The organism is Streptomyces sp. SudanB182_2057, assembly GCF_964272715.1.
GTDB classification, from domain to species: Bacteria; Actinomycetota; Actinomycetes; order Streptomycetales; family Streptomycetaceae; genus Streptomyces; species Streptomyces rubradiris.
In genome coordinates this window covers 7,187,928-7,213,921 of record NZ_OZ186798.1, presented here as the reverse complement: position 1 = coordinate 7,213,921, position 25,994 = coordinate 7,187,928, and the positions used below count along the sequence as shown (strand labels likewise).

Here is a 25,994-nt window from a genome sequence, read left to right as displayed (position 1 = left end):
GCGAGGTCCTTGCGGGCGACCGAGGCAAGCCTGCGGGCCAGGCCGTGGGCGGAGGAGTCGTCGCCGGCGCCGCGCGGTGAGCCATCCAGCCCGCCTCGCCCGGAGCCCTGCCCCTGACCGTCGCCCGCAACCCCGGCTGCGAGGTCGCCCACCTGCCCGGTCTGTCCGTGCGGCGGATCCCCGATCTCTGCCCAAGCGAGGCGAAGACCGACGCGAAGGACGCCGCACGGACCATGCCACACACCCTGCGCTCGCTCGAACCGACCGGGGAGATCACCACCGAGCTGACCGTGCTGGTGGGCTTCGGCCAGGACCCCGCGACCGAGGCGACCCGCACCTCGAACCGGATACGCGGCCTGCTCACCCAGTCCCACTCCAGCCTGGAACGCGTCCTGAGAGCCCGGTACCCGGAGAGGGTACGCCGGGTTCGGCGAGCAGCACGGAGAAACGGACCGGTGGCAACACCGGCACCGCGCTCCGTACCGGCTCAGCAGGCACCCCCCGCGCTCGGCCGGCTGAGGCTGTCGCGGATCCCGCCGAACCGGATGGCGGCGCTGGCCCGGTACGCGCTGGGGTCGAAGGCGCCGCTGCTGGAGCGGGCGCCGGAGCCCAAGCGCACGGCGATGCTCACCGCGGTGATGCGGCACCTGGAGGCGAAGGTGATCGACGAGGCCCTGGACCTGTTCCGGGCCTGGTGGCCACCCGGCTGCTGAACACGGCGAAGCGGAAGACGGAGAAGGAGCGGCTGTCGACGCTGCCGCAGCCGGAGAAGGCGTCACGGGTGCTCGCGCGAGCGGCGAAGGTGCTGCTCGAAGAGCTGGAGCTGGTCGAGGAGCACGGCGCGGACCTGGACGTCGCGGCGCTGTGGGCGGCGGTGGAGGAAGCCGCCCCGCGCGCCGCCGTGCTGACGGCGGCCGCCACGGTGGTCTCGCTGGTGCCCGGGGACGAGGGCTCCGCCGAGGTCGCCATGCGGGCTGCGCTCGCGAACCGGTACGCCACGGTGCGCCCGTTCCTCGCGCTGCTGGGCGAGTCGAAGGCGCTGGACGCGGCGAGCGCGGGCAGGCGGGTCCTGGCCGGGGCCCGGGGCCTTCCGGCGCTGGCGCGGCGGAAGACGGGGGTCAAGCCGCTGCTGCCGCGCGAGGTGGACGATCGTCTGGTGCCGCCCGCATGGCGCAAGGCGGTGTACGCCAACCCGGATCTGCCGCGGGGCGCGGTGGACCGGGACGCGTACGTGGTGTGCGTGCTGGGGCAGCCGCACCGGGCCCTGAACAACCGCGACGTGTTCGCCTCGCCCTCGCGGGCGGCGGGCGGGAAGTGTCGCAGTAGAGCGTCTACGACGGGGGCGACGGTTTCGTGCGGGCACCGCGGGCCGCCGCGCTGCGAGCTGTGTGCTCCTGCGGCTGGAACGGTCCATCCCACACCTTGCGATGGGAAGAGTTCGGCGAGCAGGACCTGGTCCAAGCGGCCGGGGGCGTGGCGGACACCTGTGCCCGGGAATGGGACGTGCACACCGGGGAGGTGGAGCGGTCGGCTATCACTGTGCCGGACGCACTGGCCGACCTGCTCGTGCGGGTCGAGTCGGAGATCGAGAAGCTGGCGAGGACGACACCGCTTGCGACGTTGCGGGCCGCACGTCGGCTGGAGGTGATCGCCGTGCAGACGGCGTACTGGCCGGGCCTGGCCGAGCAGTTGCAAGGCGCACTGAAGGCCCCGTCGGCCGGTCCCGCCGAGCCCGCTCCCCTGGGCGGCCCAGGATCGGTCGCGTCACCCGGACGACTGCTTACTTTGCTGGTGGCACTGGCGACTCAATTCGCCCGGGACCGCGTCTCGACAGCGACCCGGCCGGCTCGGGGCTGTGGCCCGGTGACAGTGGTGGCTTGGCGAGCGGCTCGATGTCCCCGACAGCCCGCCACCCTGCGCAACCAGGACAGTCGGGCGCCGGCGCGGCCGAGGACACGCTCACCGGGATCCGCCTCGCCCGCTGACGTCTCGTCCCCGGTGTCCCGCGCGGGGCCGAGCGGGGCGGCCGCTGCTGCGGCCCGGCACCAAGGGGGCCAGTAGCGGACGCCCCCGCCGACCCGGTGTGACCCCAGGGCTGCTGTTGGGCCACCCTTAACCCACGTGTCTCCTGCGCCTCTTGGCACGGCAGGGAAACGACGGCATTCTGAACTCCCCTTCCCCCCACAGCCGTTGTGGCTGCGCCCACGAGGAGGACGCAGTGTCGCCGAACAAGTCCGCGCCGCGCCGCAGGAGATGGCTCACTACGGTCACTGGGGCCATCGCCCTGGTCGTCGCCTTCCCCGCCACCGCCTTCGCCGCCCCGCCCCCGGCCCTGCCGGGCAACGCGGACGCGGCGGAATCCGCCTACCAGCCCGCCTTCGACTACGACACCGACGGCTGCTACCCCACGCCGGCCATCAGCGCCGACGGAACGGTCAACAGCGGCCTCAATCCGACCGGCGCCCTCAACGGCAACTGCCGGGACGCCTCCGACCTGGACAACACCAACGGCTACGCGCGGGCCAAGTGCAACGGCGGCTGGTGCGCGTACATGTACGGGCTGTACTTCGAGAAGGACCAGGCACTGGCCGGCACCAGCATCGGCGGTCACCGGCACGACTGGGAACACGTCGTGGTGTGGGTCCAGAACGGCACCGTGCAGTACGTGTCGACCTCCAACCACGGCTCGTTCACCGTGCACCCGCGCTCCGAGGTCCGCTTCGAGGGCACCCACGCCAAGGTCGTCTACCACAAGGACGGCATCAGCACCCACTGCTTCCGGCTGGGCACAGCGAACGACGAACCACCGGAGAACCACAAGGGGACCTGGCAGTACCCGACGCTGGTCGGCTGGAACGGCTACCCGGCGGGCGTCCGCGACAAGCTCAGCGCGTACGACTTCGGCAGCGCCAACTTCGGCCTGAAGGACACCGCCTTCGCCTCCCACCTGTCCTCGGCGAAGCCGTCCGGCATCTCCTTCGATCCGAACGCCTGAGCCGCGAGCAGCTCCGCGCGCCAGGCGGCGGCTTCGCCCATCAGCCGGCGCCAATCCTCCTTGGTGTGGGCAGCGGCACGCGCCATCGCCTGGCGCTGTCCCTCCGAGTGCGCCCACTTCAGCTCTGCCTCAGTGGCATAGCTCAGATCGAAAGTGACCTCACCGAAGACCTCGAAGCGTTCCTGGGGAGTCAGGGACACCCCGGTCTTCTGGACCCCCACCGCCCGTTCCGCCACCTCGGCCAGCCGCTGCAGCCTGGCGATCTCCTCACTCAGCTGCCGCTGCCGAGCCCGGAGCCGCTCCAGGGGGTTCACCTGCGGATCCTGGAAGATCGCGGCGATCTCGTCGAGGGGGAAGCCGAGCTCACGGTAGAAGAGGGCCAACTCGCGCCCGCCGCGCCCTCGGCGGGCGGCGCGGCACCGGTGCGGCCGGTGTCAACCGCCACTCCTCGTCCGCTAGGGCCGGCCCCGGCCGGTGTGGTGTTCGACGGCCGCCTTGACGAGGCCGGCGAAGAGCGGGTGGGGGCGGGTCGGGCGGGAGCGCAGCTCCGGGTGGGCCTGGGTGGCGACGAGGTACGGGTGGACGTCGCGCGGGTACTCCACGTACTCCACGAGCTTGCCGTCGGGGGAGGTGCCGGAGAAGACGATGCCGGCCTTCTTCTCCAGTTCCGCGCGGTAGGCGTTGTTCACCTCGTAGCGGTGGCGGTGGCGCTCCTCGACGTACTCCTTGCCGTCGTAGACCTCGCGCACGATGGAGCCCTCGCCGAGCTTGGCCGGGTACATGCCCAGCCGCATCGTGCCGCCCATGTCGCCCTCACCGGCGACGATGTCCATCTGCTCGGCCATGGTGGAGATCACCGGGTGGGCGGTGGCCGGGTCGAACTCGGTGGAGTTGGCGTCGGGGATGCCGGCCAGGTTGCGGGCGGCCTCGATCACGATGCACTGCAGACCCAGGCACAGCCCCAGCAGCGGGATCCTGTTCTCCCGGGCGTAGCGGATCGCGCCGACCTTGCCCAGCACACCGCGGTCGCCGAAGCCGCCGGGAATGCAGATGCCGTCCACGCCCGCCAGCTGGGCCTTGGCCCCGGCCGGGGTCTTGCAGTCGTCGGAGGTGACCCACTTGATCTTCACCCGGGCGCGGTTGGCGAAGCCGCCCGCGCGCAGCGCCTCGGTGACCGACAGATAGGCGTCGGGCAGGTCGATGTACTTGCCGACCAGGGCGAGGGTGACCTCGTGCTCGGGGTTGTGGACGCGGTCGAGCAGGTCGTCCCAGGTCGTCCAGTCCACGTCGCGGAACGGCAGGTCGAGCTTGCGCACCACATAGGCGTCCAGGCCCTCGGTGTGCACGACCTTGGGGATGTCGTAGATCGAGCGGGCGTCGGGGCAGGCCACCACGGCGGCCTCGTCCACGTCGCACATCAGGGAGATCTTCCGCTTGATCGCGGTGGGGACCTCCCGGTCGCAGCGCAGCACGATCGCGTCGGGCTGGATGCCGATGTTGCGCAGCGCGGCCACCGAGTGCTGGGTGGGCTTGGTCTTCAGCTCGCCGGAGGGGCCGATGTAGGGCAGCAGCGAGATGTGCACCACGAAGACGTTGTCCCGGCCGACCTCGTGGCGGACCTGGCGGACGGTCTCCAGGAACGGCAGCGACTCGATGTCGCCGACCGTGCCGCCGACCTCGGTGATGACCACGTCGACCTCGTCGGTGGCCATGCGCCGGATACGGTGCTTGATCTCGTTGGTGATGTGCGGGATGACCTGCACGGTGTCGCCCAGGTACTCCCCGCGCCGCTCCTTGGCGATCACGGTGGAGTACACCTGGCCCGTGGTGACGTTGGCGGAGCCGTCCAGGTCGCGGTCGAGGAAACGCTCGTAGTGACCGATGTCCAGATCGGTCTCGGCACCGTCGTTGGTGACGAACACCTCACCGTGCTGGAAGGGGTTCATCGTGCCCGGGTCGACGTTCAGGTACGGGTCGAGCTTCTGCATCACGACACGCAGACCCCGGGCCTTGAGCAGCATGCCCAGGCTGGAGGCGGTCAGACCCTTGCCGAGCGAGGAGGCGACACCCCCGGTGACGAAGATGTGCTTGGTCGTCGTGGATTTGGGCGGCATGGCCAAGAGGGGGCTCCCGTGGTCGCTGGCGGTGATGCGGTGCGGCTCACCGGGGCGGGTCGCTCGCGGCGGAGCCGGGTACGGAGACGTGTGTGAGGATCTCCGTGTCGCAGTCGAGGATGTGCGGTAGTGCTCCGAGCGTGCCGACGATGAAGCCGTACAGGCTGGTCTCGTCCTCGACACACACGTCCGCGAGAAGGTTGTGACGCCCCGTCACCGCGGCGCAGAAGCGCACGTCCTCGCAGGCGGACAAGGCGGTACCGACGGTTTCGAGACCCGCCGGGTGGACCTTCAGCCGCACGCGTGCCGTCACGGGACGGCCGAGGACGGCCGGATCGGCGGCGGTACGCAGGCGCAGCACCCGGCGTTCCAGCAGGGAGGCCACCCGGCGTCCCGCCGTGGCGGTGGAGAAGCCCAGCTCTTTGCCGAGGTCGGTGAGGCTGGTCCGGGCGTTCCTCCTCAGGACCTCGGCCACCCGCCGTTCGGTCGGTGTGAGGTCGTGCCGGCGCGGGGGTCCGGGCAGGGGCTGGACCAGGCTTGCCCGCAAGCGCTTCTCCTCCTCTGCGGTCAGGACGGGGGCGTGCCACTCGGCCTCGGTGCGGAACGGGCGCAGGGTGATGTGTGTCCCGAGCGCCACGGCGTCGGGCAGGCCGGGCGTTTCCTTCAACGGCGAGGGCAGGCGCGGATGCCCCCTCACGAGCAGGTGGCACCAGAAGAGGCCCGCCCCTCCGCTCACAGCGGCGACGTTAAGCACTTCCGGATGCCCTGCCAATCCTTGGCAGACATTTTCCAGACAATCGCTTGCTGTCCGCATCCTCATGTGGGCGGCGTACCCGAACCCGCTGCGCAGGGGGTCGAGATCGGCCGTACAGCGGATGAGGCCCGCGTCCAGGAGCCGCTGGACGCGCCGCGCCACCGAGCGCTCGTGCTCCCCGAATATGCGCCCGACCTCTGCCACACCGGCCCGGGGGTTGATCTGGAGTGCTGCCACGATGCGCCGGTCAAGGTCGTCACAGATGTCTGGATCGTTCATCACGCGGCAATGATGGCAGGATCTTTATCAGAAAACATACAGATCTTGTCGGCTTCGATCACCTGGGGCAGACTTGCAGACCCATCGCCGAACCGGCGCCTGGCGGGCTGGTCTTGTGCGACCTGTCTGTACGGGCCGAAAGGACAGGGCCTTTGTTAGGCGAGAGCACCACCGCAGCAGTCCAGGACCCCGTGACCTCCAGTGCCTTCCGCTCTGTTCTGGGACGCTTCTGTTCCGGCGTCACCGTCGTCACCGCCATGGGACCCACGGGTCCCGCCGGATTCACCTGCCAGGCGTTCTCGTCGCTCTCCCTCGACCCGCCGCGCATCGTCCTCTGTGTCAGCCGCGCCTCGACCAGCTGGCCGGTGATCAGGAGCAGCGCGTCCTTCTGCGTCAACGTGCTGACGGAGGAGCAGCGTTCCCTGTGCGAGCGGTTCGCGCGCTCCGGCGGTGACAAGTTCGAGGGCGTGGCCTGGACCGCGTCACCGGAGGGCGCGCCCCGCCTGGAGGGCGCGACGGCGTGGATCGACTGCCGCGTGCACACCGAGCACGACGGAGGCGACCACCTCGTGGTGATCGGTGACGTGCGCCGGGTCGGGGCGTCGGCCGACGCCCCGCAGCCCCTGTTGTACTACCGCGGCCGGTACGCGCGGATGGCCGACGCCTTCTGACAACGCGCGCCGGGCGGCGCGCCTCCGCCACGGCACGCGGCATCCCCTTCCACCCTCTTCTCCCCCGCGCCACCGGTACGGCCGCGCGTGCCCGCGCGGCAGCGGTACCGCGCACCACGCTGCCCGCTTCCGGGCCTGTCCACCGCGGTCGCCGGCCCGACGGAAGTCATCACCCCCGAAGAAGAAGGAGTGACAACGTCATGGAATCGAAGCAGGGAACCCGCGCCGAGGAGACGCCCGCACGCAAGAGCGGCCTGCTCCAAGGACTCGATGTGTTCGTGGGCGGACCGATCCAGCACGCCATCCTGGCGGACGGGTTCGTCGGTCACCTGCAGGACGCGATCACGACGGCGATCGGCATCGCCCGGGACAACGGAGCCAATGTCTTCTCGGCGCACGTCGTGGAGAAGTTCGGGGCCGAGACGGCGTCCTTCACGCCGGAGCAGGTCTCCGTGCGCGACTTCCGCTGGATGAGGAAGTGCGACGTCTTCGTGCCCGTCCTGCCGGTGCTGGAGGACGACACCCTGCGACGCACGGACGGCACCCATGTCGAACTCGGCTGGGCCACGGCCCTCGGACGCCCCATCGTCCTGATCACCAAGCAGCCGTTCGTCGACTCCGCGAGCCACCTCCTCAAGGGCCTCCACCGCGTGGGGGACGTCCAGGCCATCGACTTCGACGAGTTCACCGAGAAGCCGGCCCTGCTCATCGACGCCGTGCTCGCCGCCACCGAGCGGCAGCGCGAGGCCGTCAGCGCGAGCCTCGCCGCCTGACCGGCACCCGGCACCACACCGCCATCTGTCTCATCCACCGGACGGAGTCATCGAGTGCCTGACGTGTCGATATTAGGCCTGTCGCTGGCCAATCCCGTGATAGTCGGTTCCGGACTGCTGACGGACCAGGAACGCAACATCCGCCGGCTCATCGAGCGGGGCGCCGGAGCGGTCGTCACCAAGACCATCCACCCCAACCCGCCGCAGGGCCTGGACGAGCGGATCATCCGTCTGCCCGTCGGCATGCTCAACAGCACCACCTACTCCAAGCGACCGGTCGACCACTGGCTGGGTGTGCTGCGTTCGTTCGCCGACGACCGGCTGCCCGTCATCGCCTCGCTCCACGCCGACAGCCCGGCCGAACTCGCCGCTCTGGCCAAGGACGTCGAGGCGACCGGGTGCCGGGCCCTGGAACTCGGCATCTCCTGCCTCAACGAGGAGGAAGGGCTGGAGGACGACAACCCCGACCGGGTCTACGCCTACACCTCCGAGACCCGCGGCAGGACGGCGCTGCCCATGTCCGTGAAGCTCGCCGTCGGCGAAGGGCTCCAGGACCGGGTGCGTGCCGCCATCGCGGGCGGAGCGGACGCCATCACCCTCAGCGACACCATCGGCGGCGCGGCCGTGTCCCCCGCGACCGGACGGCTCGAACTCGGCGGTGTCTTCGGCTACTCGGGCCCCGGTCTCAAGCCGCTCGTCATCGCCGCCGTCTGGCAACTGCGCAAGAGGGGGGTCGAGTTGCCGATCATGGGCTGCGGCGGGGTCACCAGCGGTCGCGACGTGGCCGATTACCTCAGCGTCGGCGCGAACGTGGCCCAGGTGTACACGGCGCTGCACACCGACATGTACGAGACGCTGGAACGCATCGTGGCGGAGACCCGGGACCTCGTCGACGCTCCCGCCACCGCCCGAAGCGGAACGCACGCACGCGAGGAGGCGGCCCTGTGACCATCCGTCACCCGGGCGCACCGCTCCTCACCGACCTGACCAGCGCCCAGGTCGCCGACGCCGTGCGCGGGCGGACCGTCGTGTGGCCCATCGGGGCGATCGAGCAGCACGGCCCGCACCTGCCCCTGTCCGTCGACCTGATCCTGGCGGAGGCCTTCGCCGGCGAGATCGCCAGGGAACTCGACGCCTTCACCCTGCCCGCACAGGCCATCGGCGCCCGCTCCCTGCCGCAGAGCGGTGGCGGGCTGTACTTCCCCGGCACGGTGTACGTGGGCGGTGACACCCTCGTCCGCTTCCTGCGCGAGACGCTCACGGCCCTGGTGGCACTGCCCATGGCCCGGCTGATCGTGGTCAACGGGCACTACGAGAACGAGCCGTTCCTCTTCGAGGCGCTGGACCAGGTGCGCCAGCAGGGTCTGCTGGACAGCACCGAGGTGTTCGCCTTCAGCTGGTGGAGCCTGGTCCGCGACACCTGGACCGATGCGGAGATCCGCGAGTTCCCCGGCTGGCACGCCGAGCACGCGGGAGTCACCGAGACGAGCCTCATGCTCCACCTGCGGCCCGATCTCGTCACCGACGAACGTCCCGACCACGACAACCCGCCCCGGGCGGGCGTCTATCTGCACCCCGTCGACGTGGCACAGACCACCCATCACGGAGTCCTCTCCTCCACCTCCGGCGCCGACGCGGGCCTCGGGGAGAAGCTGCTGCGCCATGTCGTGGACGAGGCGACGGCCATGGTGCGCGAGGGCGCGGGACTGCTCTTCGCGCAGACCCGTCCGGACCGCCGCCGCCCGGACGCACAGCCCCGAACCGCCGCACGTCCCGAAGGGAGACAACAGCCGTGACCCGCAAGTTCCACCTCGCCTGTATCTTCAACTTCACGCCGGACGACTGGCAGGGCCCCTTCGGCAGCGGAGGCTCCCCGTGGGACGGCAGGTTCCACACGGAGGTGGCCCAGGCACTCGAACGCGCCTGCTTCGACTACGTGATCATCGAGGACAAGCTGATGGTCCCGGAGAGCTACGGCGGGTCCGCCGAGCGGGCACTGCGGCAGGGCATGGTCGTCCCCAAACACGATCCGGTCCCCCTGGCCGCCGCGATGGGCCTGGCCACCTCCCACCTGGGCATCGTCGCCACCCTGTCCACGCTGGCCTACCCGCCGTTCATGACGGCGCGCCTCGCCTCGACGATGGACAGCATGCTCGGCGGGCGCTTCGGCTGGAACATCGTCACCAGCGCCGAGGACTTGGCCGCACAGAACTTCGGCCTGCGAAAGCTGCCGCCGCGCGACGTGCGGTACGCCATGGCGGACGAATACGTCGACGTCGTACGACAGCTCTTCGCCTCCTGGGACGAGGACGCCGTCGTCCTCGACCGGGAGAACGGCGTCTACGCCGACCACACCAAGGTCCGCCCGATCCACTTCAAGGGCGAGTACTACAGCGTGCGTGGCCCGTTGAACACCGTGCCCTCCCCGCAGCACCGGCCCGCCTTCGTGCAGGCCGGCGCCTCCCCCCGCGGCCGGGTCTTCGCCGCGCGCAACGCCGACTCGGTCATCGCCATCGCCAACGGTGTGGCCGGAATGAGGGAATTCCGCGACGACGTGCGCAAACACGCCGAGGCGGCCGGCCGGGACCCCGACGACGTCAAGGTGCTGTTCTGCGTCACTCCCACGCTCGGCGAAACCGAACAGGAGGCACGGGACAAGCACCAGCGGATGATCTCGTCACCCCAGTTCATCCACGACATCCTCGCCGAGACCTCCGCGCTCACGGAGATCGACTTCGCCCAGTTCGACCTGGACGAGCCACTGCCGTACCGGCTGGAGACCAACGGGGAACAGGGGTCGCTGGACCAGCTCCAGCAGTGGGGCAGCGGCAAGACACTGCGGGAACTGGTGATGGACGCCGCCGGCGGGCTGGTCTCCTCGGTGGAACTCATCGGCACGCCCGACCAGGTGGCGGAGCGGATGGGCGAGGTGATGGAGGAGGTCGGCGGTGACGGGTTCATGCTCACCACCCCGGTTCTGCGGCTGAACCGCCGCTGGGTCGCCGATGTCACCGACGGACTCGTGCCCGCACTCCAGCGCCGCGGACTGACCCGGGCCGCGTACACGCCCGGCCACACCTTGCGGCAGAACCTCGCGGAGTTCTGAGCCGGCCTCCCGGCGGCACCCCACGGCGCACTCCGGGCCGCGTGTTTCCGCACCGGAACGCGTGCCGCCGTGCTCGCGGCCGGACCATGCGCGGCCCGGCCGCGCGGAAACCGACCGGGAACCCCTCCCGGGAGGCGGGCGGTCGGCGCTGCCGCCGGTGCGCAACGGCCTCCCGCCCGCGGCCGTCGCGGCCCGCGCCTCGCCCGCGACGAGGCCCACCGCGCCCCGCGACGACCGGCCGTCCGGTCCCGGCGCAGCCGCCCACCGTGCCCTGGTCAGGCGGACGCACCGGGACCGGACGGCGCTTCACAGCGCACCGTGTCGCGGTACCAGCGGCCCCACGCGTCCAGCTGCTCCGTGATGGAGTCGAGCGTGTGGCCGACGTCGGTGAGGGCGTACTCGACCCGCGGCGGCACCTCCCGGTACACGGTCCGCTCCACCAGCCCGTCCGCCTCCAACTCCCTCAGCTGGCGGGTCAGCATGCGCTGGGTGACACCCGGCAGCGCACGCCGCAACTCGCCGAACCGGTGCGTGCCCGAGACCAGCTGTTTGAGAATGGCCAGTTTCCAACGGCCGCCGAGCAGTTCCATGGCGAACTCGACCGCACAGTGATCCGAGGCTTCCTCCACCTTGGAACGCATCCCTGACCTCCATTGGTATACAGCGTGGTACTAGGTGACACGAATGACCGTACTTGCAGGCGGCGTCGGTACTTACGGAAGCTGAGACTATGACGGAGAGCAAGGCACCCACCGCGGCCGGATCAGCCGACGGGAAGAAGAGCGCGGACCGTGCGACGAACGCCGAGGGACCGGCGCGGCCGGACCTCCCCGCGCGACAGCGGTGGCTGGTCCTGGCCGTGGTGTCGGGCAGCCTCTTCCTGTGCGGCATCGACCTCACCGTCCTGCATGTCGCGGTGCCGAGCCTGAGCCGGGACCTGGAACCGAGCCCCGCCCAGTTGCTGTGGATCGTCGACGTCTACTCCCTGACGCTCGCCGCCCTCTTGGTGACCTGCGGCACCCTCGGCGATCGCATCGGCCGACGCCGCATGGTGCTCAGCGGCTTCGCCACCTTCGGCGTCGCCTCCGCCGCGGCCGCCTTCTCGACCTCGACCGCACAGCTCATCGCGGCCCGTGCCGCGCTCGGTGTCGGCGCGGCGATGATCATGGCGTCCACAGTGGCCATCATCCGGGTGGTCTTCCCCGACGACCGCGAGCGCGCCATCGCCCTCGGCATCTGGACCTCCGCGCACAGCGTCGGGGCCACCATCGGTCCGCTGGCGGGCGGTCTGGTCACCGAGAAATGGGGCTGGGGAGCGGTGTTCCTCATCAACGTCCCCATCATCGTCGTCATCCTGGCCGTCGGCGCCCGCGTCATCCCCGAGTCGCGCAACCCCGAACCCCGCCGCTGGGACGTGGCCAGCGTCGCGCTGTCGGTCACCGGTCTGGCGGGCATCGTCTACGCGCTCAAGCAGGCCGGCGAACACGCCGGGCTGAACACCGTGATCGTCGTCACCGGGCTCGTCGGAAGCGCCCTGATCTACGTCTTCGTGCGGCGGCAACGACGCATCGCCGAGCCGCTGCTGGACTTCGCCCTCTTCCGCGAACGTCGTTTCACCACCGCCACGCTGTGTGTCATCGGCTGCTTCGGCAGCTATGTGGCCCTGCTGTTCTTCCTCACCCAGTGGCTCCAGCAGGTGGGCGGCTACTCGCCGCTGCGTGCCGGGCTCGCGCTGATGCCGCTGGCGGGAGCCAACGCCCTCGGCGCGGTCACGGCCCCCTGGGCGGCGAACCGGTGGGGCAACCGCTGGGCGCTGACCGGCGCGCTCTCCCTGTTCGCCGTCGCGTACGCCGCCATCGCGGCCGTCGGCGACACCGCGCACTACGGCGTCCTGCTCGTCCCGCTGCTCGCCGCGGGGTACGGCGCCGGCATCGTCATGACCCTGGGCGCCGATTCCATCATGGGCGCCGCGCAACCCGAGCGGTCCGGGGAGGCGGCGGCCATCCAGGAGACGTCCTTCGAACTCGGCGCGGGGCTCGGGGTCGCCGTCCTCGGCACCGTCCTGACCGCCGTGTACCGCACGGGCCTGCCGCAGGTGCCGGGCCTGTCCGGAGAACAACGGGCCCGGGCGCGGGAGTCTTTCGCCGCGGCGGAGGACGTCATGACACAGGTGAAGTCCCGAACCGCCCGCGAGGTGCTGCACTCGGCACAGCATGCCTACGACCGGGGCTTCACCGCGGTGTCGGTGATCGCGGCGGTGGGCCTGGCCGGCACCGCGCTCATGGCGGCGACCCTCCTCCGCCCCCGCCGGGACACCGAGCGGACCGACGGGCACTGACCGGCCCGGCATGGTTGCCGATGCCGGCCGACAAGGGCCCAGCGCACTGCATCGCCCCGATGGCACCCACACATGGTTGCTCGGTGTCGCCATCGGCCGGAGCCGATCGGGACAACCAACCGCCGGGCCGGGCCGGCACGGGCGTGGGTGCCCGAGGCCATCGGACACAGTGGCCGGGTCAGTCGGTCATGTTGCCCATCTTCCAGACAGCTGGAGTTGTTCCCGGAGCGTGTCCGGTCCACGCCCAGCTGCCCCGCTACCAGGGCCGACCGTGCCCTCTCCCGCGCCCAGCGGAGGCCGCGCAATGGTCCGAAAGATCCTGGTTCAACGCAGCATAGTCAGCACCAAGTCAGCACGGGACGGGTGAAGAGAGGTGCTGACATGGGCTTTCAGTCGGCACCGAACCAGCACGGGAGTCAGCACCGCACCGCCAAATCACCCCACACTACGCGCACCGGACAGCGCTGGTCTCGACCGCTCCCGAGCCTCTGAACCACCCCCTCCCCGCCCCAGCATGGTGGCCGCACGCATACCCGCCCCCCGAACTATGGTGCCCCACCACATGTGCCCCTGACCTGCACCTTCCTACCGTGTGCCGACACGTATCCGTCGTACCCGTCCCCACCGCACACGAGGAAGTGGCGCACATGGCATCCGGAAACCCCGCTCCCCCACCCCCGGCGAGCCTCCCGAGGATCGTCGCCGCCAGCCTCATCGGGACCACCATCGAGTGGTACGACTTCTTTCTCTACGGCTCCGCCGCCGCGCTGGTGTTCAACGAGCTGTTCTTCCCGGACTCCGACCCGCTCGTCGGGACGTTGCTGTCGTTCCTGACGTACGCGGTGGGGTTCGCCGCACGCCCGCTGGGGGCGCTGGTGTTCGGGCACTACGGTGACAGGCTGGGGCGGAAGAGGCTGCTGGTGCTGAGCCTGCTGCTGATGGGCGGGGCGACCTTCGCCATCGGGCTGCTGCCCACCCACGCCACCGTCGGCTCCGCCGCGCCCCTGCTGCTCACCGCGCTGCGGCTGGTGCAGGGGTTCGCGCTCGGCGGCGAGTGGGGCGGCGCCGTGCTGCTGGTGTCGGAGCACGGCGACGCGCGGCGGCGCGGCTTCTGGGCCTCGTGGCCGCAGACCGGCGCCCCCGCCGGGCAGTTGCTCGCGACCGGTGTGCTGTCGCTGCTCACCGCCGTGCTGTCCGACGACGCCTTCGGCACCTGGGGCTGGCGGATCCCGTTCCTGCTGTCCGGGGTGCTCGTGCTGGTCGGTCTGTGGATCCGGCTGTCCGTCGACGAATCGCCCGTCTTCAAGGAGGCGTTGGAGCGGTCCCGGACGCGGCGGGCCCAGGCGGACGAGCAGCCGCCGCTGGTCTCCGTGCTGCGCCACCACTGGCGGGACGTGCTGGTGGCGATGGGCGCGCGGATGGCGGAGAACATCAGCTACTACGTCATCACCGCGTTCATCCTCGTCTACGCCACCACCTCGGCCGGTGTCTCCAAGCAGACCGCGCTGAACGCCGTACTCATCGGCTCCGCCGTGCACTTCGCCGTCATCCCGGCCTGGGGCGCGCTGTCCGACCGGGTCGGACGGCGGCCGGTGTACCTGCTGGGCGCGGCCGGTGTCGGGCTGTGGATGTTCCCGTTCTTCGCGCTCGTGGACACCGGGTCGTTCGGGTACCTGATCCTGGCGGTGACCGTCGGGCTGGTGCTGCACGGTGCCATGTACGCGCCGCAGGCCGCGTTCTTCGCCGAGATGTTCGCGACCCGGATGCGGTACTCGGGTGCCTCGATCGGTGCCCAGTTCGCCTCCGTGGCGGCCGGCGCGCCCGCGCCGCTCATCGCCACCGCGCTGCTCTCCGACTACGACAGCTCCATTCCGATCGCGCTGTACGTGATCGCCGCCGCCGTGCTGACCCTGGTGGCCGTGGCGTTCGCGCGCGAGACGCGGCACCGGGACCTCGGACGGATCGCGGACGAGGACGGCGAGCCCTCGGGCGCCGGCCCGGCCGCCCAGGTCCGGACCCGCTGACCGGCGCCGGGCCGATCCCGCACCGGCCGGCCTTCCCGTGGGGGCCGGTCAGTGCCGTGCCGCCGTCGCCAACCGGTGCAGTCTGAGCGCCAGTTGGATCTCCAGGGCACGGGCGGGGGCCTGCCAGTCCGGGCCCAGCAGGCGGCCCACGCGCTCCAGCCGCTGGGCCACCGTGTTCACATGGACGTGCAGCGCGTCCTTCGTGCGTGCCGGGCTCATCCCGCCCTCGAAGTAGGCGTCGAGGGTGCGCACCAGTTCCGTGCCGCGCCGCTCGTCGTACGACACCACCGGGCCGATGGTCCGCTCGACGAAGCCGGCGATGTCCCGGTCGCCCGCGAGGAGCAGGCCGAGGAAGCCGAAGTCCTCGGCCGCCGCGCCGTCACCGGCCCGGCCCAGCAGGCGCAGCGCGTCCAGGCAGCGGCGGCCCTCGGTGTAGGCGGCGGCCACGGTCTCGGGGTGCCGGGCCAGGCCGGTGACGGGTGCGGAGGCGCCGACCGTGACCGGCTGGTGGACGGCCGTGCCCAGGTGGCGGGCGGTGCGGCGGGCCACGTCGGTGGCGGTGTCACCGGCGCCGAGCGGCAGCAGCAGGACGGTGCCGCCGTCGCGGGCCGCTGCCAGCCCCCGCCGGGTGGCGGCCAGGTGGGAGGCGGCGGACCACAGCCGGCGGCGGGCCGCCGCCTCCTCGTCGGCGTCGGCCGCCGGGCCGTCGAGGCGGGCGGCGAGGACGACATGGGTGGCGTCCAGGTCCGCCTGGAGGCGCCCGGCGCGCTCGCGCAGCAGCCGCGGGTCCCGGTCGCGCGCGTCGAGCAGGTCGTCCAGCAGCTCGCCGCGCACCCGCTGTTCGGCCTCGGCGGCGGAGCGGCGGGCGAGCAGCAGCAGGGAGGTGACCATCGCGGCCCGCTCCAGGGTGCGCTGGTCGACCGGGTCCAGTCCGGGGTGGCCGCGCAGGACCAGGGCGCCGAGGAGTTCGCCGCCCGCGGCCACGGCGGCGATCCAGTCCTTGCCGTGCCGTACGGCGTGCCCCTCGGCGCGGGACGCCTCCAGCGCCTCGGCCGGTGCCGTGTCGGCCTCGGTGAACGTCACGGTGCCGTCGAGGACCTGGGAGACGGCGGCGGCCACGTCGTGCACCCCGCCGCCGCGCAGGACGAGTTCGGCGAGCCGGTCGTGCACCTCCGACGCCCGCTCGATGACGGCGCTGCGGTCCCGGATGATCTCGTTGGCGCGCTCCAGGCCGGCCAGGGCGGAGCGGGTCTCGGTGAGCAGGTTGGCGGTGTCGATGGCCGCCGCGGCGAGCGCGGCGAAGGAGCCGAGCAGGGCGATCTGCTCGCGTTCGAAGACCCTCGCCCGCCGGTCCGCCGCGAACAGGACGCCGATGACGTGCGGTCCGAGCATCAGGGGCACGCCGAGGATGGCGACCAGGCCCTCGTCGCGGACGCCGGCGTCGATGGCGTGGGTGTGCTGGAAGCGGGCGTCCTCGAAGTAGTCGTCGGTGACGTACGGCCGCGCGGTCTGGGCGACGAGTCCGCCGAGCCCTTCGCCCATGCCGAGGCGCAGTTGCTGGAAGCGGGCGGAGACGGAGCCCTCGGTGACCCGCATGTAGGTGTCGCCGCGGGCCGGGTCGTTGAGGCTGAGGTAGGCGACGTCCGTGCCGAGCAGTGAGCGGGCGCGTTGCACGATCGCCTGGAGTACGGCGTCCACGTCGCGCAGTCCGGCGAGGTCGTGGGCGGTCTCGAAGAGCGCCGAGAGCTCCGCCTCGCGCCGCCGTCGGCCCTCCAGTTCGGCGCGCACGCGCAGGGCGAGCAGCCGGGCCTCCTCCAGCGCGGCGATCCGGCAGGCCGGCTCGGCGGCGGCGCGGGCGCGCAGGACGGGCTGCTCGAAGGCCTCCACGGAGGCGTCGCGGGCGAGCAGGTCGAGGTACGGCGCCTCGGCGCTGCCGGTGGGTGCCGGGTGGAGGTGATCGCGGGACATGGTCACAGGATTCCGTATCGGCCACCGGACCGGCAGTCCTGTGGATAACTCCCGGAGCCGGTGGCGCCGGGCTGGTCAGTGGGCCGTCCACCCGCCGTCCAGGACGAGCGAGGTGCCGGTGACGAACGACGCCTGCGGGCTGCACAGGTAGGCCACGGCCTCGGCGACCTCCTCGGGTTCGATGAGCCGCCGCAGGGCGCTGTCCTTCAGCAGTACCTCGGACACCACCCGGTCCTCGGGGATGCCGTGCGCCCGTGCCTGGTCGGCGATCTGCTTCTCGACCAGTGGGGTGCGCACATAGGCGGGGTTCACACAGTTCGAGGTGACACCATGGGCGGCGCCCTCCAGCGCGGCCGTCTTGGACAGTCCTTCGAGACCATGTTTGGCGGCCACATAGGCGGCCTTGAAGGCGGAGGCGCGCAGACCATGGACGGAGGACACGTTCACGATCCGGCCCCAGCCTTGCGCGTACATGTGCGGGAGGGCGCCGCGGATGAGGCGGAAGGGTGCCTCCAGCATCACGGTCAGCACCGTGTGGAACACCTCGGGCGGGAACTGTTCGATGGGCCGTACCAGTTGCAGCCCGGCGTTGTTGACCAGCACGTCGGCGCCGGCGGCGACGCGTTCGGCGGCGTCCAGGTCGGTGAGGTCCACTACGTGCGGTACGACGGTGCCCGCGAGGCCGCCGGCCCGCTCCGCCTCCCGGGCCAGCCCGTCCAGGCCGGCCGCGTCCCGGTCGACGGCGCGCACCTCGGCCCCGGCGGCGGCCAGCCGCAGCGCGCAGGCGCGGCCGATGCCGCCGGCGGCACCGGTGACGAGCGCGGTGCGGCCGCCGAGGTCGAGGGCGAGGGCCTGGGGTCGTGGTGCGGGACCGGACAGGGGGGTGGGCGAGGTCATGGGCCGACCCTAAGCGGAGCCCGGTGGTCACCACATGTGGTGATGGCCCATACTTCAGCCGGCGGTCATAGGGTCAAACCATGTGGGTGCCTCGGACATGGCTTGCTTGATCCGGAAGAGCGCGAACTCGTGCAGTTCGGGCAGCGCGTCCACCGCGAACCAGCCGACCTCCAGCGACTCGTCGTCGTTGACCCGGGCCTCGCCACCCACGGCCCGGCAGCGGATGGTGATGTCCATGTACTGGCAGATGTCACCGTTGGGGTAGGTCACCGGATCCAGGGCCTGGACCAGGACGACCCGCTCGGCGACGCAGTGCACCGCCGTCTCCTCGTAGACCTCCCGCACGGCGCAGGCCGCGGGCTGCTCGCCCGGGTCCGGGATGCCGCCGATCACCGACCACTTGCGCGTGTCGGTCCGTCTGCCGAGCAGCACCCTGCCCTCGTCGTCGAAGACGATCGCGGTGACCCCGGGGAGCCACAGCAGCTGCTGACCGGCGGAGGCCCTGAGCGTACGGAGGAATTCTGGAGTAGCCATGACGCGACCCTAGCGGGCCGGAGCGCCGCGCCCCGGCACATCAAAGGGTCGTGCGGGCGCTCGTACGGCGGTCATGGAGAGTCCGCGGAGAGTCGTACGGCTACGCGTCGCCGGCGCGCCGGGCGCGCACTCCGGAGCCGATGGCCCAGCCGATCCCGCCCGCGGCGACCAGCACCAGGGCGATCTCCGGGAGGACGCCCAGCTCGGTGGCGGGAGTGGTGGACGTGCGCAGCGGCACCTTCTGGACGAGATGGGCGGGCACGAACATGCCGGTCCGCTGGGTGATCCGGCCGTCGGGCAGGATGATCGCGCTGACCCCGCTGGTCACCGGCACGGTCACGGTGCGGCTGTGCTCGACGGCGCGGACCCGGGACATGGCGAGCTGCTGGTAGGTCATCTCGCTGCGGTCGAAGGTGGCGTTGTTGCTCGGCACGGAGATCATCTGCGCGCCGTGCGTCACCGTGTCCCGCACGGCCCAGTCGAACGCGGCCTCGTAGCAGGTGGCCAGGCCCACCTTGGTCCCGGCGATGCCGAACACACCCGGCTCGGTGCCCCGGCTGAAGTCCTGGCGGGCCATCTCGGTCCAGCTCTTGTTGATGGCGCCGACCAGCGAGCGCAGCGGGAGGAACTCGCCGAAGGGCTGGATCTGCCGCTTGTCGTAGGTCTGCGTCGGTCCCTTGACCGGGTCCCAGAGGATCTGCTCGTTGAGCAGCTTGCCGTCCCGCCGCACCACACCGCCGACGGAGACGGGCACGCCGATGTCCTTGGCCGCCTGCTCGATGACGGCGGCGGCGTCGGGATACTCGAAGGGGTCGATGTCGGAGGAGTTCTCCGGCCACAGGACGAAGTCGGGCTTGGCCGCCTTGCCCGAGCGGACGTCGGCGGCGAGCTTGTGCGTCTCGCGCGCGTGGTAGTCGAGCACGGCCCGCCGCTGGGCGTTGAACTCCAGCCCGGCGCGCGGCACATTGCCCTGGATCACCGCCACGGTGGCGGTGCCGTTCTCCGCCGTGTCGCTCACCAGCGCGCGGGCCGCGACCGCGCCCGCCACCGGTACGGCCACGCTCAGCAGCGCGGCGGTCGCGGCGGCCCGCCGTACGGTCCGGGTGCGCCGCCGCTCGACGAGCAGCCGCCCGGCCTCGTACAGGCCGAAACCGCACAGGACGACCGCGAAGCCGAGCACGGGGGTGCCGCCCACCGCGGCGAGCGGCAGGAAGACGCCGTCCGCCTGGCCGAAGGCGATCTTGCCCCAGGGGAAGCCGTCGAAGGGCACGCGCGCGCGTGCCGCCTCGCCCGCCGTCCACAGGGCGGCGGCCCACACCGGCCAGGCGGGCAGCCTGGAGACGGCGGCGATGCCGACGCCGGCCAGGGCGACGAAGACCGCTTCGACGGCGACCAGGGCCAGCCAGGGCAGCGGACCGACCTCCACGCTGGTCCACACCAGCAGCGGCAGCAGGAAGCCCAGTCCGAAGAGGTAGCCGAGGCCGAGCGCGGCCTTCCAGCTCCGGCCGCGCAGCACCCAGGCGAGACCGGCGAACGCGGGCAGGGCCAGCCACCACAGGGTCCGGGGCGGGAAGCTGACGTAGAGCAGCACTCCGCAGAGCAGGGAGGCGGCGGCCGGGACCAGGCGCAGCAATCGGCCACGGCGCGCGGCGGACGCCGGGCGCGGTTCCAGCTGGTCCGGCTGGTCCACGGAGGTTGCGGTGACGGTCACCGGGTGAGTGTACGGCGGTCGCCGCCACCGCCGACAGCGCGGTCCGGCGCCGGTTCACCGGAGATCGCCGCTGGTGGCGGGCCGTTCGCGGGAACCGGTGGCCGGGCGCACGGCCGCCGGTGACCGCGTCGGCGCGGCCGGGCGCACGCCCGCCGGGCCGTGCCGGGGCGGACACCGGACCGGCGGAATCATGCCGTTCCTCCGCGTACCTCCCCCGAAGCGGTCCCCAGCCGTTACGGTGTGCCCAGCCTCGGCGGCCCGGCCGGACACCGGCCCGCGGCCGGGGCCTGCCAAGGCCGGGGGAGCGGGTACGAGGGGCGACGGGTGGGGTCGACGGGGACGCGGTCCGCGACCGGTAAGTGCGGCGCGGATGCCTGTGGCATGCGAAGAAACGTTTCCGACGGGACGGGCATGCTCTTGCTGGGGGCCTGTGCCGCGTGGTCGCTGATCACCGCGGCGGCCCGGGGCGGGCGGCCGGAGGGCATGCTGCTCGCGGTGCTCGCCCTGGCCGCCGGGTATGCCGCGGGCCGGATCTCCGGCGCGCTGCTGCCGGTGGCCGCGCCCAGCGTCGGCGCGGCGGCGGGGCTGGGGCTGGCGGTAGCGCTGCCCGACCTCTCCCCCGGCCCCTGGTACGCAGGTCCGCTCGGGCCCGCCGGCGGCACGGCCGCGCTGCTGGCGCTGGCCGCCGGGGCCGCGTGCTGTGCCGCCTGGGCGACGCGCGTACCGGCGCTCCGGATCGGGCTCGCGGCGCTGGCCTGCGCCACCGTGCCGGCCGGGCTGGCGCTGGGGTCGGCGGCCGGGTGCGTGGCCGGCGGGGCCGTCCTGCTGTGCGCGCCGGCCGCGGGCTCGGCGCACGGCCGGGGCAGGTGGCTGGCGGGGCTGGCCGGGGCGGCGGCCCTGGTGACGGCGGCGCTCTGGGCGGTCGCGGCGGGCGCGCTGCCCGACGGGCTCGCCGGGGCGCTGGGCGGCTGGTTCCCCGCCCAGCGGGTGCCGCAGTGGCAGGACGCCCTGCGGCTGGCGGACCACCACCTGGGGCTGGGCGTCGGTCCCGGCCGGTTCGGTGAGCTGGGCGATGTCGGCGGGACGCTGCCGGCCGACGGCAGACCGCACTCGGCGCCGTTGCAGCAGGCGGCCGAACAGGGCCTGGTCGGGGTGTCGCTGCTGGCCGCCGTGTTCTGCTGGATGCTGTACGCGCTGTGGCGCAGCGCGCGCCCCACGCCGGTCGCCCTGACCGCGGGCGCGGCCCTGACGGCGCTGGCCGCCCTCGCCTCGGTGAGCAACGCGCTGAGCTTCACCCCGGTGACGGCGGGCGCCGGCCTCCTGGCGGGCTGGGCCACGGCCCGGCCGTGGTCGGCGCCTGGTCACACCGGGACTGTCGGCAACGGCTGAGCCCTCGGCCCTGTCGCCGCGCTGCCGCCTGCCGCGCGCGTTCGAACGGCGGGAGCTGGGCCCTGTCGTCAGGCTCCCGCCTGCCTCGCGACGCCATGCACGCTCCCCCCAGGCCCTTCGAGCAATGCTCCCGCTCGTCGCCGCACCGGACCACAAGGACGTCCGGTACGAGGGTCAGGGCTCGGCTCGCAGCCGCCGACCGGGGCCCAGAGCACGCACCTGGCGCCCGCGCCGCCCGCCTCCGGGCGGACGGCTGAAGTTCGATCGACAGGACCTAGCCGGCCGTTCCCGGCCTGATCGTGCGCAGGCGGTCGCGGATGAGCCGGACCGCGGACTCCGCGTTGTCCACGGTGATGGTGAACGTGTGGCCGTCCCACAGGCGCAGCACGATGCCCTCGCCGCGGCGGACGACGACGGCGGTGCCCTTCTCGGGGCGCCAGCGGTAGCCCCAGCCGCCCCACTGCCGGGGTGTGACATGGGCGGCGAAGTCGGCGCCGGCCACATGGGAAAGCGGGATGCGGCGGCGCGGCAACCCCATGTGTCCGCAGCGCACTTCCAGGCACTCGCGGTCGAGCTTGAGGTCGACGTGTACGAAGGCGAGCGTGCCGAAGAGCACGAGCAGACCGGCCGCGATGCAGCCGACGACGGACATCACCAGCGCGGCGATGCCGGACGTCCAGGCCGAGTCCACGGCCAGCGCGATACCCAGCGCCAGGCAGGCGGCGCCGACGAGCGCGAACAGCCACTGCACCCGGTTGGTGGCGCGTCCCTTCCAGACCGGGGGAAGCTGTGCGTCGGCGTCGGGGTGGTCCCTCATGTGTACGAGGTTACCCGGATTTCGCCGCCCGGAGAGGGCGTAGCGCGCGGCGGGCGGCCGGCCGGTGCCCGGACCTGCCGGTCACCGAGGTCCGGACGTGCCGGTCAGCGGACCGGGCTGACGGCGCGCAGGAAGCGGCCTTCGTCGTAGGACAGCGCCGTGTCCGGGAGGGTCGCTTCCCGGCCGCTCAGCAGCACGGTGAGGGTGGTGTCGGCGGCGGCCCGCGGGGCCGGGTCCACACCGATCCGGCGCAGCGCCTGGGCGGCCACCGCCCCGGCGGTGCCGTGCAGCACCAGCGGCGGGCGGTCGGGCCGCTGGACGGCCGCGCGGATCCGCTCCGCGACCAGTTCGTAGTTGGTGCAGCCCAGGACGAGCGTGGTCACGTCGTCCGGGGTGCGGGCGGCGGCCGAGGCGATGGCGGCGTCGATCGCGGCGTCGTCGGCGTGGTGCACGGCGTCGGCGAGGCCGGGGCACGCCACCTCGGCGACGGCCACGCCGTCGGCGAACCGCTCGATCAGGCCGCGCTGGTAGGCGCTGCCCGTGGTGGCCGGGGTCGCCCAGATCGCGACGGGCCCGCCGCCCGCGGCGGCCGGCTTGATCGCCGGTACGGTGCCGATGATCGGCAGCCGGGGCTCGAAGCGCGCCCGCATCGCCGGCAGGGAGTGCACGGAGGCGGTGTTGCACGCGACGATCAGGACGTCGGGCTCGTGCGCGGCGGCGGCCTCGGCCACGGCGATGGCCCGCTCGGTGATGTCTTCGGGAGTGCGCGGTCCCCAGGGCATGCCGTCCGGGTCCCAGGAGAGCACCAGATCCGCGTCGGGCCGCAGCCGGCGTACCGCGGCGGCGGCGGGGAGCAGGCCGATTCCGGAGTCCATGAGCGCGATCTTCACCCGGCCACGATAGACGATGCCCCCTCACCGGCCCCGCCGGGTGGGGCAGACTGCCGCCGTGGACGCGTACTTGTGGATCACCGTCGTATCACTGGCCGCCTGGGCCTGGCTGCTGCTCGGCCAGGGCTTCTTCTGGCGCACGGACGTCCGGCTGCCGCCGCGCCGGGAACCGGACGCGTGGCCGTCGGTCTGCGTGGTCGTACCGGCCCGGGACGAGGCCGCCGTGCTGCCGGACAGCCTGCCGTCGCTGCTGGCGCAGGACTATCCGGGGCGGGCCGAGGTCTTCCTGGTGGACGACGGCAGCACGGACGGCACCGGGGAGCTGGCCCGCGAGCTGTCCCGGCGGCTCGGCGGGCTGCCGCTGACGGTGGACTCGCCCGGCGAACCGCCGGCGGGCTGGACGGGCAAGCTGTGGGCGGTGCGGTACGGCATCGGGCTGGCACGCGCGCGTGAGCCCGAGTATCTGCTGCTGACGGACGCGGACATCGCGCACGCGCCGGACAGCCTGCGCGAGCTGGTGGCGGCGGCCGAGGCGGGCGGTTTCGACGTGGTGTCGCAGATGGCGCGGCTGCGGGTGGCGAGCCTGTGGGAGCGGCTGGTGGTGCCGGCCTTCGTGTACTTCTTCGCGCAGCTGTATCCCTTCCGGTGGATCGGCCGGACGGGCTCGCGTACGGCCGCGGCGGCGGGCGGCTGTGTGCTGCTGCGCGCGGGGATGGCGGAGAAGGCGCGCGTCCCGGACGCCATCCGGCACGCCGTGATCGACGACGTGGCGCTGGCGCGCGCGGTGAAGGGCGCGGGCGGCCGGGTCTGGCTGGGACTGGCCGACCGGGTGGACAGCGTGCGGCCCTATCCGAAGCTGGGCGACCTGTGGCGGATGGTCTCGCGCAGCGCGTACGCCCAGCTGCGGCACAACCCCCTGCTGCTCCTCGGTACGGTCGCCGGGCTGGCGCTGGTGTACCTGGTGCCGCCGGCCTCCGTGGTCGTGGGCGCGGCCGGCGGCGGCGCGGCGACCGCGCTCGCCGGGGCGGTGGCGTGGGCGGTGATGGCGGGCACGTATCTGCCGATGCTGCGCTACTACGGGCAGCCGCTGTGGCTCGCGCCGCTGCTGCCGTTCACCGCGTTCCTGTACCTGCTGATGACGGTGGACTCCGCCGTGCAGCATTACCGGGGGCGCGGGGCCGCATGGAAGGGCCGTACCTACTCCCGCCCGGACGCCGTGCCCGACGAGGGCTGAACCCGGCCGCGCGTGGCCGAGTGTGCCGGCTGCGGCCGGGTCACTTGCGGCCGGGTGTCCAGTTCATGCCCCAGCCGTAGGCGTGGTCCACGGTGCGCTGCGGGCTCGTTCCGCGCTCCGGGACCAGGTACCGCGCCTCGCGCTGGACGATCAGGTCGCCGCCGGTGTTGGTGAGCAGGGCGAGCGCGCACACCGGGGAGGCGACGGTGCACTCGTCCAGCGAGAACTCGATGGGGGCGCCGTGCTGCGGCTGGAGGGTGACGGTGGCGTCCAGGTCGGCGAACGACCGGGCGCCCTCGTAGATGGTGACGAAGACGAGGATGCGCCGGAAGTCGCGGGTGTGGTCGAGGTTGATGGTGAGGTTCTCGCCGCGGGCCACGGCTCCGGTGCGGTCGTCGCCGTCGAGGTGGATGTACGGCGGCCGGTGCAGCGCGCCGAAGGCGTTGCCGAGGGACTGGACGACTCCCTTGCTGCCGTCGGCGAGTTCGTACAGCGCGCACAGGTCGAGGTCGATCCCGCTCTGGCCGCTCAGCCGGCTGAGCCAGCCCGTGGGCTGCTTGAGCAGGTGCCAGTTGAGGTTCACCCGCATCGCGCCGGAGGTGCCGCCCTGTTTGGCGAGCGAGACGGACGGGGCCGCCTTGGTGAGCGTGACCTTGGACAGCCGGACCGGCTGGGCCGTGGGAGGCGCGGTGGGGGGCGGCGGGGCGACCGGGGCCGGTGTCGCGGCTGGTGCCGCGTGCTGGGGTTCGTCCACGGTGATGCCGAAGTCCGTCGCCAGTCCTTCGAGTCCGCTGTCGTAGCCCTGGCCGACGGCCCGGAACTTCCAGCCGTCCTGGCGGCGGTAGAACTCGCCGAGCACGAAGGCCGTCTCCACCGTCGCGCCGGGGTTGTCGAAGCGGGCGACGACCTGTCCGGAGGCGGCGTCGGTCACCTCGATGTAGAGGTCCGGGACCTGCCCGAACGTGCCGCCGTCGGTGGAGGCGGCGAGAACGATCCGCTCGATGCCGCCCTCCACGCGCGCGAGGTCGGCCAGCAGGGTGTCGGTGACCCGTCCGCTCGCCGTGCGCTTGCCCTCGTGGCGTACGGCGCCGGAGGCGTGGGCGGGCTGGTTGTAGAAGACGAAGTCGGCGTCGGAGCGGACTTTCCCGGAGGCGAGCAGCAGGGCCGAGGCGTCGGCGTCGGGCACCCCGTGGCCGGAGCGCCAGCCCAGTTCGACGCGGAGCGCCGTCGTGGGCACCTGTGTGTTCGACCCTTTCGGCATGGTCATGTCCGCCCCCATCGGCGTGTTCGGCTCGGCGGGTTCCGCCCGCCGGTCGGCCCGTGTGATCCCTACCCCCACAACCTATTCCGCGCTCCGGCGCACGCCCAGGAGCGGCACAGGAAGATCGCCGGTCAACCGCCGGTAACACCGGAGGAACTCGGCCTTTACACGATCCAAACGTCGACTGGCGTCCCTTTTTGCCATGTTCGCTCGGATTGAGGATGTCAGACTCCCGACGA

General features: G+C 72.5%; 20 protein-coding genes and 4 pseudogenes. 12 read left to right on the top strand and 12 right to left on the bottom strand.

Translation table 11 applies throughout. From position 1 onward, the window contains the following. Nucleotides 1-86: 86 nt before the first annotated feature. The 3 genes and pseudogenes from ACSURM_RS32175 to ACSURM_RS32165 form a co-directional block, all read left to right on the top strand. Nucleotides 87-404 (top strand): annotated as a pseudogene (locus ACSURM_RS32175) (IS110 family transposase); the annotation flags it as partial. 99 nt (nucleotides 405-503) lie between these two features. Next, a pseudogene (locus tag ACSURM_RS32170) lies at nucleotides 504-1,297 on the top strand (Tn3 family transposase); the annotation flags it as partial. A gap of 921 nt (nucleotides 1,298-2,218) precedes the next feature. Beyond that, entirely contained in the window at nucleotides 2,219-2,995 is a 777-nt protein-coding gene (locus tag ACSURM_RS32165; protein WP_436959268.1) for an NPP1 family protein, read from the top strand. Here ACSURM_RS32165 and ACSURM_RS32160 read toward each other — a convergent pair. From ACSURM_RS32160 to ACSURM_RS32145, 4 genes and pseudogenes are all read right to left on the bottom strand, one after another. Beyond that, a pseudogene (locus ACSURM_RS32160) lies at nucleotides 2,962-3,372 on the bottom strand (MerR family DNA-binding protein); the annotation flags it as partial. The gene ACSURM_RS32165 and the pseudogene ACSURM_RS32160 overlap by 34 nt on opposite strands. 78 nt (nucleotides 3,373-3,450) lie before the next feature. Beyond that, nucleotides 3,451-5,109: a CTP synthase gene (locus tag ACSURM_RS32155; RefSeq protein WP_436959267.1), complete on the bottom strand. Its 1,659-nt coding sequence runs from the start codon at nucleotides 5,107-5,109 to the stop codon at nucleotides 3,451-3,453. Between the two features lie 46 nt (nucleotides 5,110-5,155). Further along, nucleotides 5,156-5,845 (bottom strand): Lrp/AsnC family transcriptional regulator, encoded by a 690-nt coding sequence (locus ACSURM_RS32150; RefSeq protein WP_436961226.1) that lies wholly within the window; start codon nucleotides 5,843-5,845, stop codon nucleotides 5,156-5,158. A 168-nt stretch (nucleotides 5,846-6,013) separates the two neighbouring features. After that, a pseudogene (locus ACSURM_RS32145) lies at nucleotides 6,014-6,142 on the bottom strand (AsnC family protein); the annotation flags it as partial. A gap of 191 nt (nucleotides 6,143-6,333) precedes the next feature. Here ACSURM_RS32145 and ACSURM_RS32140 point away from each other — a divergent pair. The 5 genes from ACSURM_RS32140 (at nucleotide 6,334) to ACSURM_RS32120 (ending at nucleotide 10,692) form a co-directional block, all read left to right on the top strand. Further along, the gene (locus ACSURM_RS32140; RefSeq protein WP_436959266.1) at nucleotides 6,334-6,813 is read left to right on the top strand and encodes a flavin reductase family protein; all 480 of its coding nucleotides are present in this window, start codon (nucleotides 6,334-6,336) and stop codon (nucleotides 6,811-6,813) included. A gap of 200 nt (nucleotides 6,814-7,013) precedes the next feature. Further along, nucleotides 7,014-7,586, top strand: coding sequence for a nucleoside 2-deoxyribosyltransferase (locus ACSURM_RS32135; protein ID WP_436959265.1), 573 nt, complete (start codon nucleotides 7,014-7,016; stop codon nucleotides 7,584-7,586). A 63-nt stretch (nucleotides 7,587-7,649) separates the two neighbouring features. Further along, nucleotides 7,650-8,534, top strand: a complete 885-nt coding sequence (locus ACSURM_RS32130) for a dihydroorotate dehydrogenase (protein ID WP_436959264.1) — start codon at nucleotides 7,650-7,652, stop codon at nucleotides 8,532-8,534. After that, the gene (locus ACSURM_RS32125) at nucleotides 8,531-9,382 is read left to right on the top strand and encodes a creatininase family protein (RefSeq protein WP_436959263.1); all 852 of its coding nucleotides are present in this window, start codon (nucleotides 8,531-8,533) and stop codon (nucleotides 9,380-9,382) included. Before ACSURM_RS32130 ends, ACSURM_RS32125 begins: the two co-directional genes overlap by 4 nt. Next, the gene (locus tag ACSURM_RS32120) at nucleotides 9,379-10,692 is read left to right on the top strand and encodes an NtaA/DmoA family FMN-dependent monooxygenase (protein WP_436959262.1); all 1,314 of its coding nucleotides are present in this window, start codon (nucleotides 9,379-9,381) and stop codon (nucleotides 10,690-10,692) included. Before ACSURM_RS32125 ends, ACSURM_RS32120 begins: the two co-directional genes overlap by 4 nt. Nucleotides 10,693-10,967: 275 nt before the next feature. Here ACSURM_RS32120 and ACSURM_RS32115 read toward each other — a convergent pair whose 3' ends face one another. Next, the gene (locus ACSURM_RS32115) at nucleotides 10,968-11,333 is read right to left on the bottom strand and encodes a winged helix-turn-helix transcriptional regulator (RefSeq protein WP_249460190.1); all 366 of its coding nucleotides are present in this window, start codon (nucleotides 11,331-11,333) and stop codon (nucleotides 10,968-10,970) included. An 89-nt stretch (nucleotides 11,334-11,422) separates the two neighbouring features. Between ACSURM_RS32115 and ACSURM_RS32110 the strand changes: the two genes are divergently transcribed. Together ACSURM_RS32110 and ACSURM_RS32105 are read left to right on the top strand one after the other, a co-directional pair. Then, nucleotides 11,423-13,030, top strand: coding sequence for an MFS transporter (locus tag ACSURM_RS32110; RefSeq protein WP_436959261.1), 1,608 nt, complete (start codon nucleotides 11,423-11,425; stop codon nucleotides 13,028-13,030). Nucleotides 13,031-13,677: 647 nt separating this feature from the next. Beyond that, on the top strand, nucleotides 13,678-15,054 hold the full coding sequence (locus tag ACSURM_RS32105) for an MFS transporter (RefSeq protein WP_436959260.1): 1,377 nt from the start codon (nucleotides 13,678-13,680) through the stop codon (nucleotides 15,052-15,054). 48 nt (nucleotides 15,055-15,102) lie between these two features. Here the strand turns inward: ACSURM_RS32105 and ACSURM_RS32100 are convergent, their stop codons facing one another. From ACSURM_RS32100 to lnt, 4 genes are all read right to left on the bottom strand, one after another. Further along, entirely contained in the window at nucleotides 15,103-17,022 is a 1,920-nt protein-coding gene (locus ACSURM_RS32100) for a helix-turn-helix domain-containing protein (protein WP_436959259.1), read from the bottom strand. Between the two features lie 75 nt (nucleotides 17,023-17,097). Next, the gene (locus tag ACSURM_RS32095) at nucleotides 17,098-17,919 is read right to left on the bottom strand and encodes a 3-hydroxybutyrate dehydrogenase (RefSeq protein ID WP_436959258.1); all 822 of its coding nucleotides are present in this window, start codon (nucleotides 17,917-17,919) and stop codon (nucleotides 17,098-17,100) included. A 54-nt stretch (nucleotides 17,920-17,973) separates the two neighbouring features. Continuing rightward, the gene (locus ACSURM_RS32090; protein ID WP_436959257.1) at nucleotides 17,974-18,453 is read right to left on the bottom strand and encodes an NUDIX hydrolase; all 480 of its coding nucleotides are present in this window, start codon (nucleotides 18,451-18,453) and stop codon (nucleotides 17,974-17,976) included. 100 nt (nucleotides 18,454-18,553) lie between these two features. Further along, nucleotides 18,554-20,164 (bottom strand): apolipoprotein N-acyltransferase, encoded by a 1,611-nt coding sequence (gene lnt, locus ACSURM_RS32085; protein ID WP_436959256.1) that lies wholly within the window; start codon nucleotides 20,162-20,164, stop codon nucleotides 18,554-18,556. 411 nt (nucleotides 20,165-20,575) lie between these two features. Here lnt and ACSURM_RS32080 point away from each other — a divergent pair, with 411 nt between their 5' ends. Then, nucleotides 20,576-21,553 carry an O-antigen ligase family protein gene (locus ACSURM_RS32080; protein ID WP_436959255.1) on the top strand — a complete coding sequence of 326 codons (978 nt, stop codon included), beginning with the start codon at nucleotides 20,576-20,578 and terminating at the stop codon, nucleotides 21,551-21,553. Between the two features lie 274 nt (nucleotides 21,554-21,827). Here ACSURM_RS32080 and ACSURM_RS32075 read toward each other — a convergent pair whose 3' ends face one another. Both ACSURM_RS32075 and ACSURM_RS32070 read right to left on the bottom strand, forming a co-directional pair. Further along, nucleotides 21,828-22,370, bottom strand: coding sequence for a phage holin family protein (locus ACSURM_RS32075; RefSeq protein ID WP_436959254.1), 543 nt, complete (start codon nucleotides 22,368-22,370; stop codon nucleotides 21,828-21,830). A 104-nt stretch (nucleotides 22,371-22,474) separates the two neighbouring features. Continuing rightward, complete coding sequence (locus ACSURM_RS32070) at nucleotides 22,475-23,260, bottom strand: glutamate racemase (protein WP_436959253.1); 786 nt, start codon at nucleotides 23,258-23,260, stop codon at nucleotides 22,475-22,477. A 40-nt stretch (nucleotides 23,261-23,300) separates the two neighbouring features. On the opposite strand from ACSURM_RS32070, the gene ACSURM_RS32065 reads away from it, so the two are divergent. Then, a complete protein-coding gene (locus ACSURM_RS32065) occupies nucleotides 23,301-24,494 on the top strand; it encodes a glycosyltransferase (RefSeq protein WP_436961225.1) in 1,194 nt (397 codons plus the stop codon). 40 nt (nucleotides 24,495-24,534) lie between these two features. Here ACSURM_RS32065 and ACSURM_RS32060 read toward each other — a convergent pair whose 3' ends face one another. Then, on the bottom strand, nucleotides 24,535-25,755 hold the full coding sequence (locus ACSURM_RS32060) for a TerD family protein (protein WP_436961224.1): 1,221 nt from the start codon (nucleotides 25,753-25,755) through the stop codon (nucleotides 24,535-24,537). Between the last annotated feature and the right edge of the window lie 239 nt (nucleotides 25,756-25,994).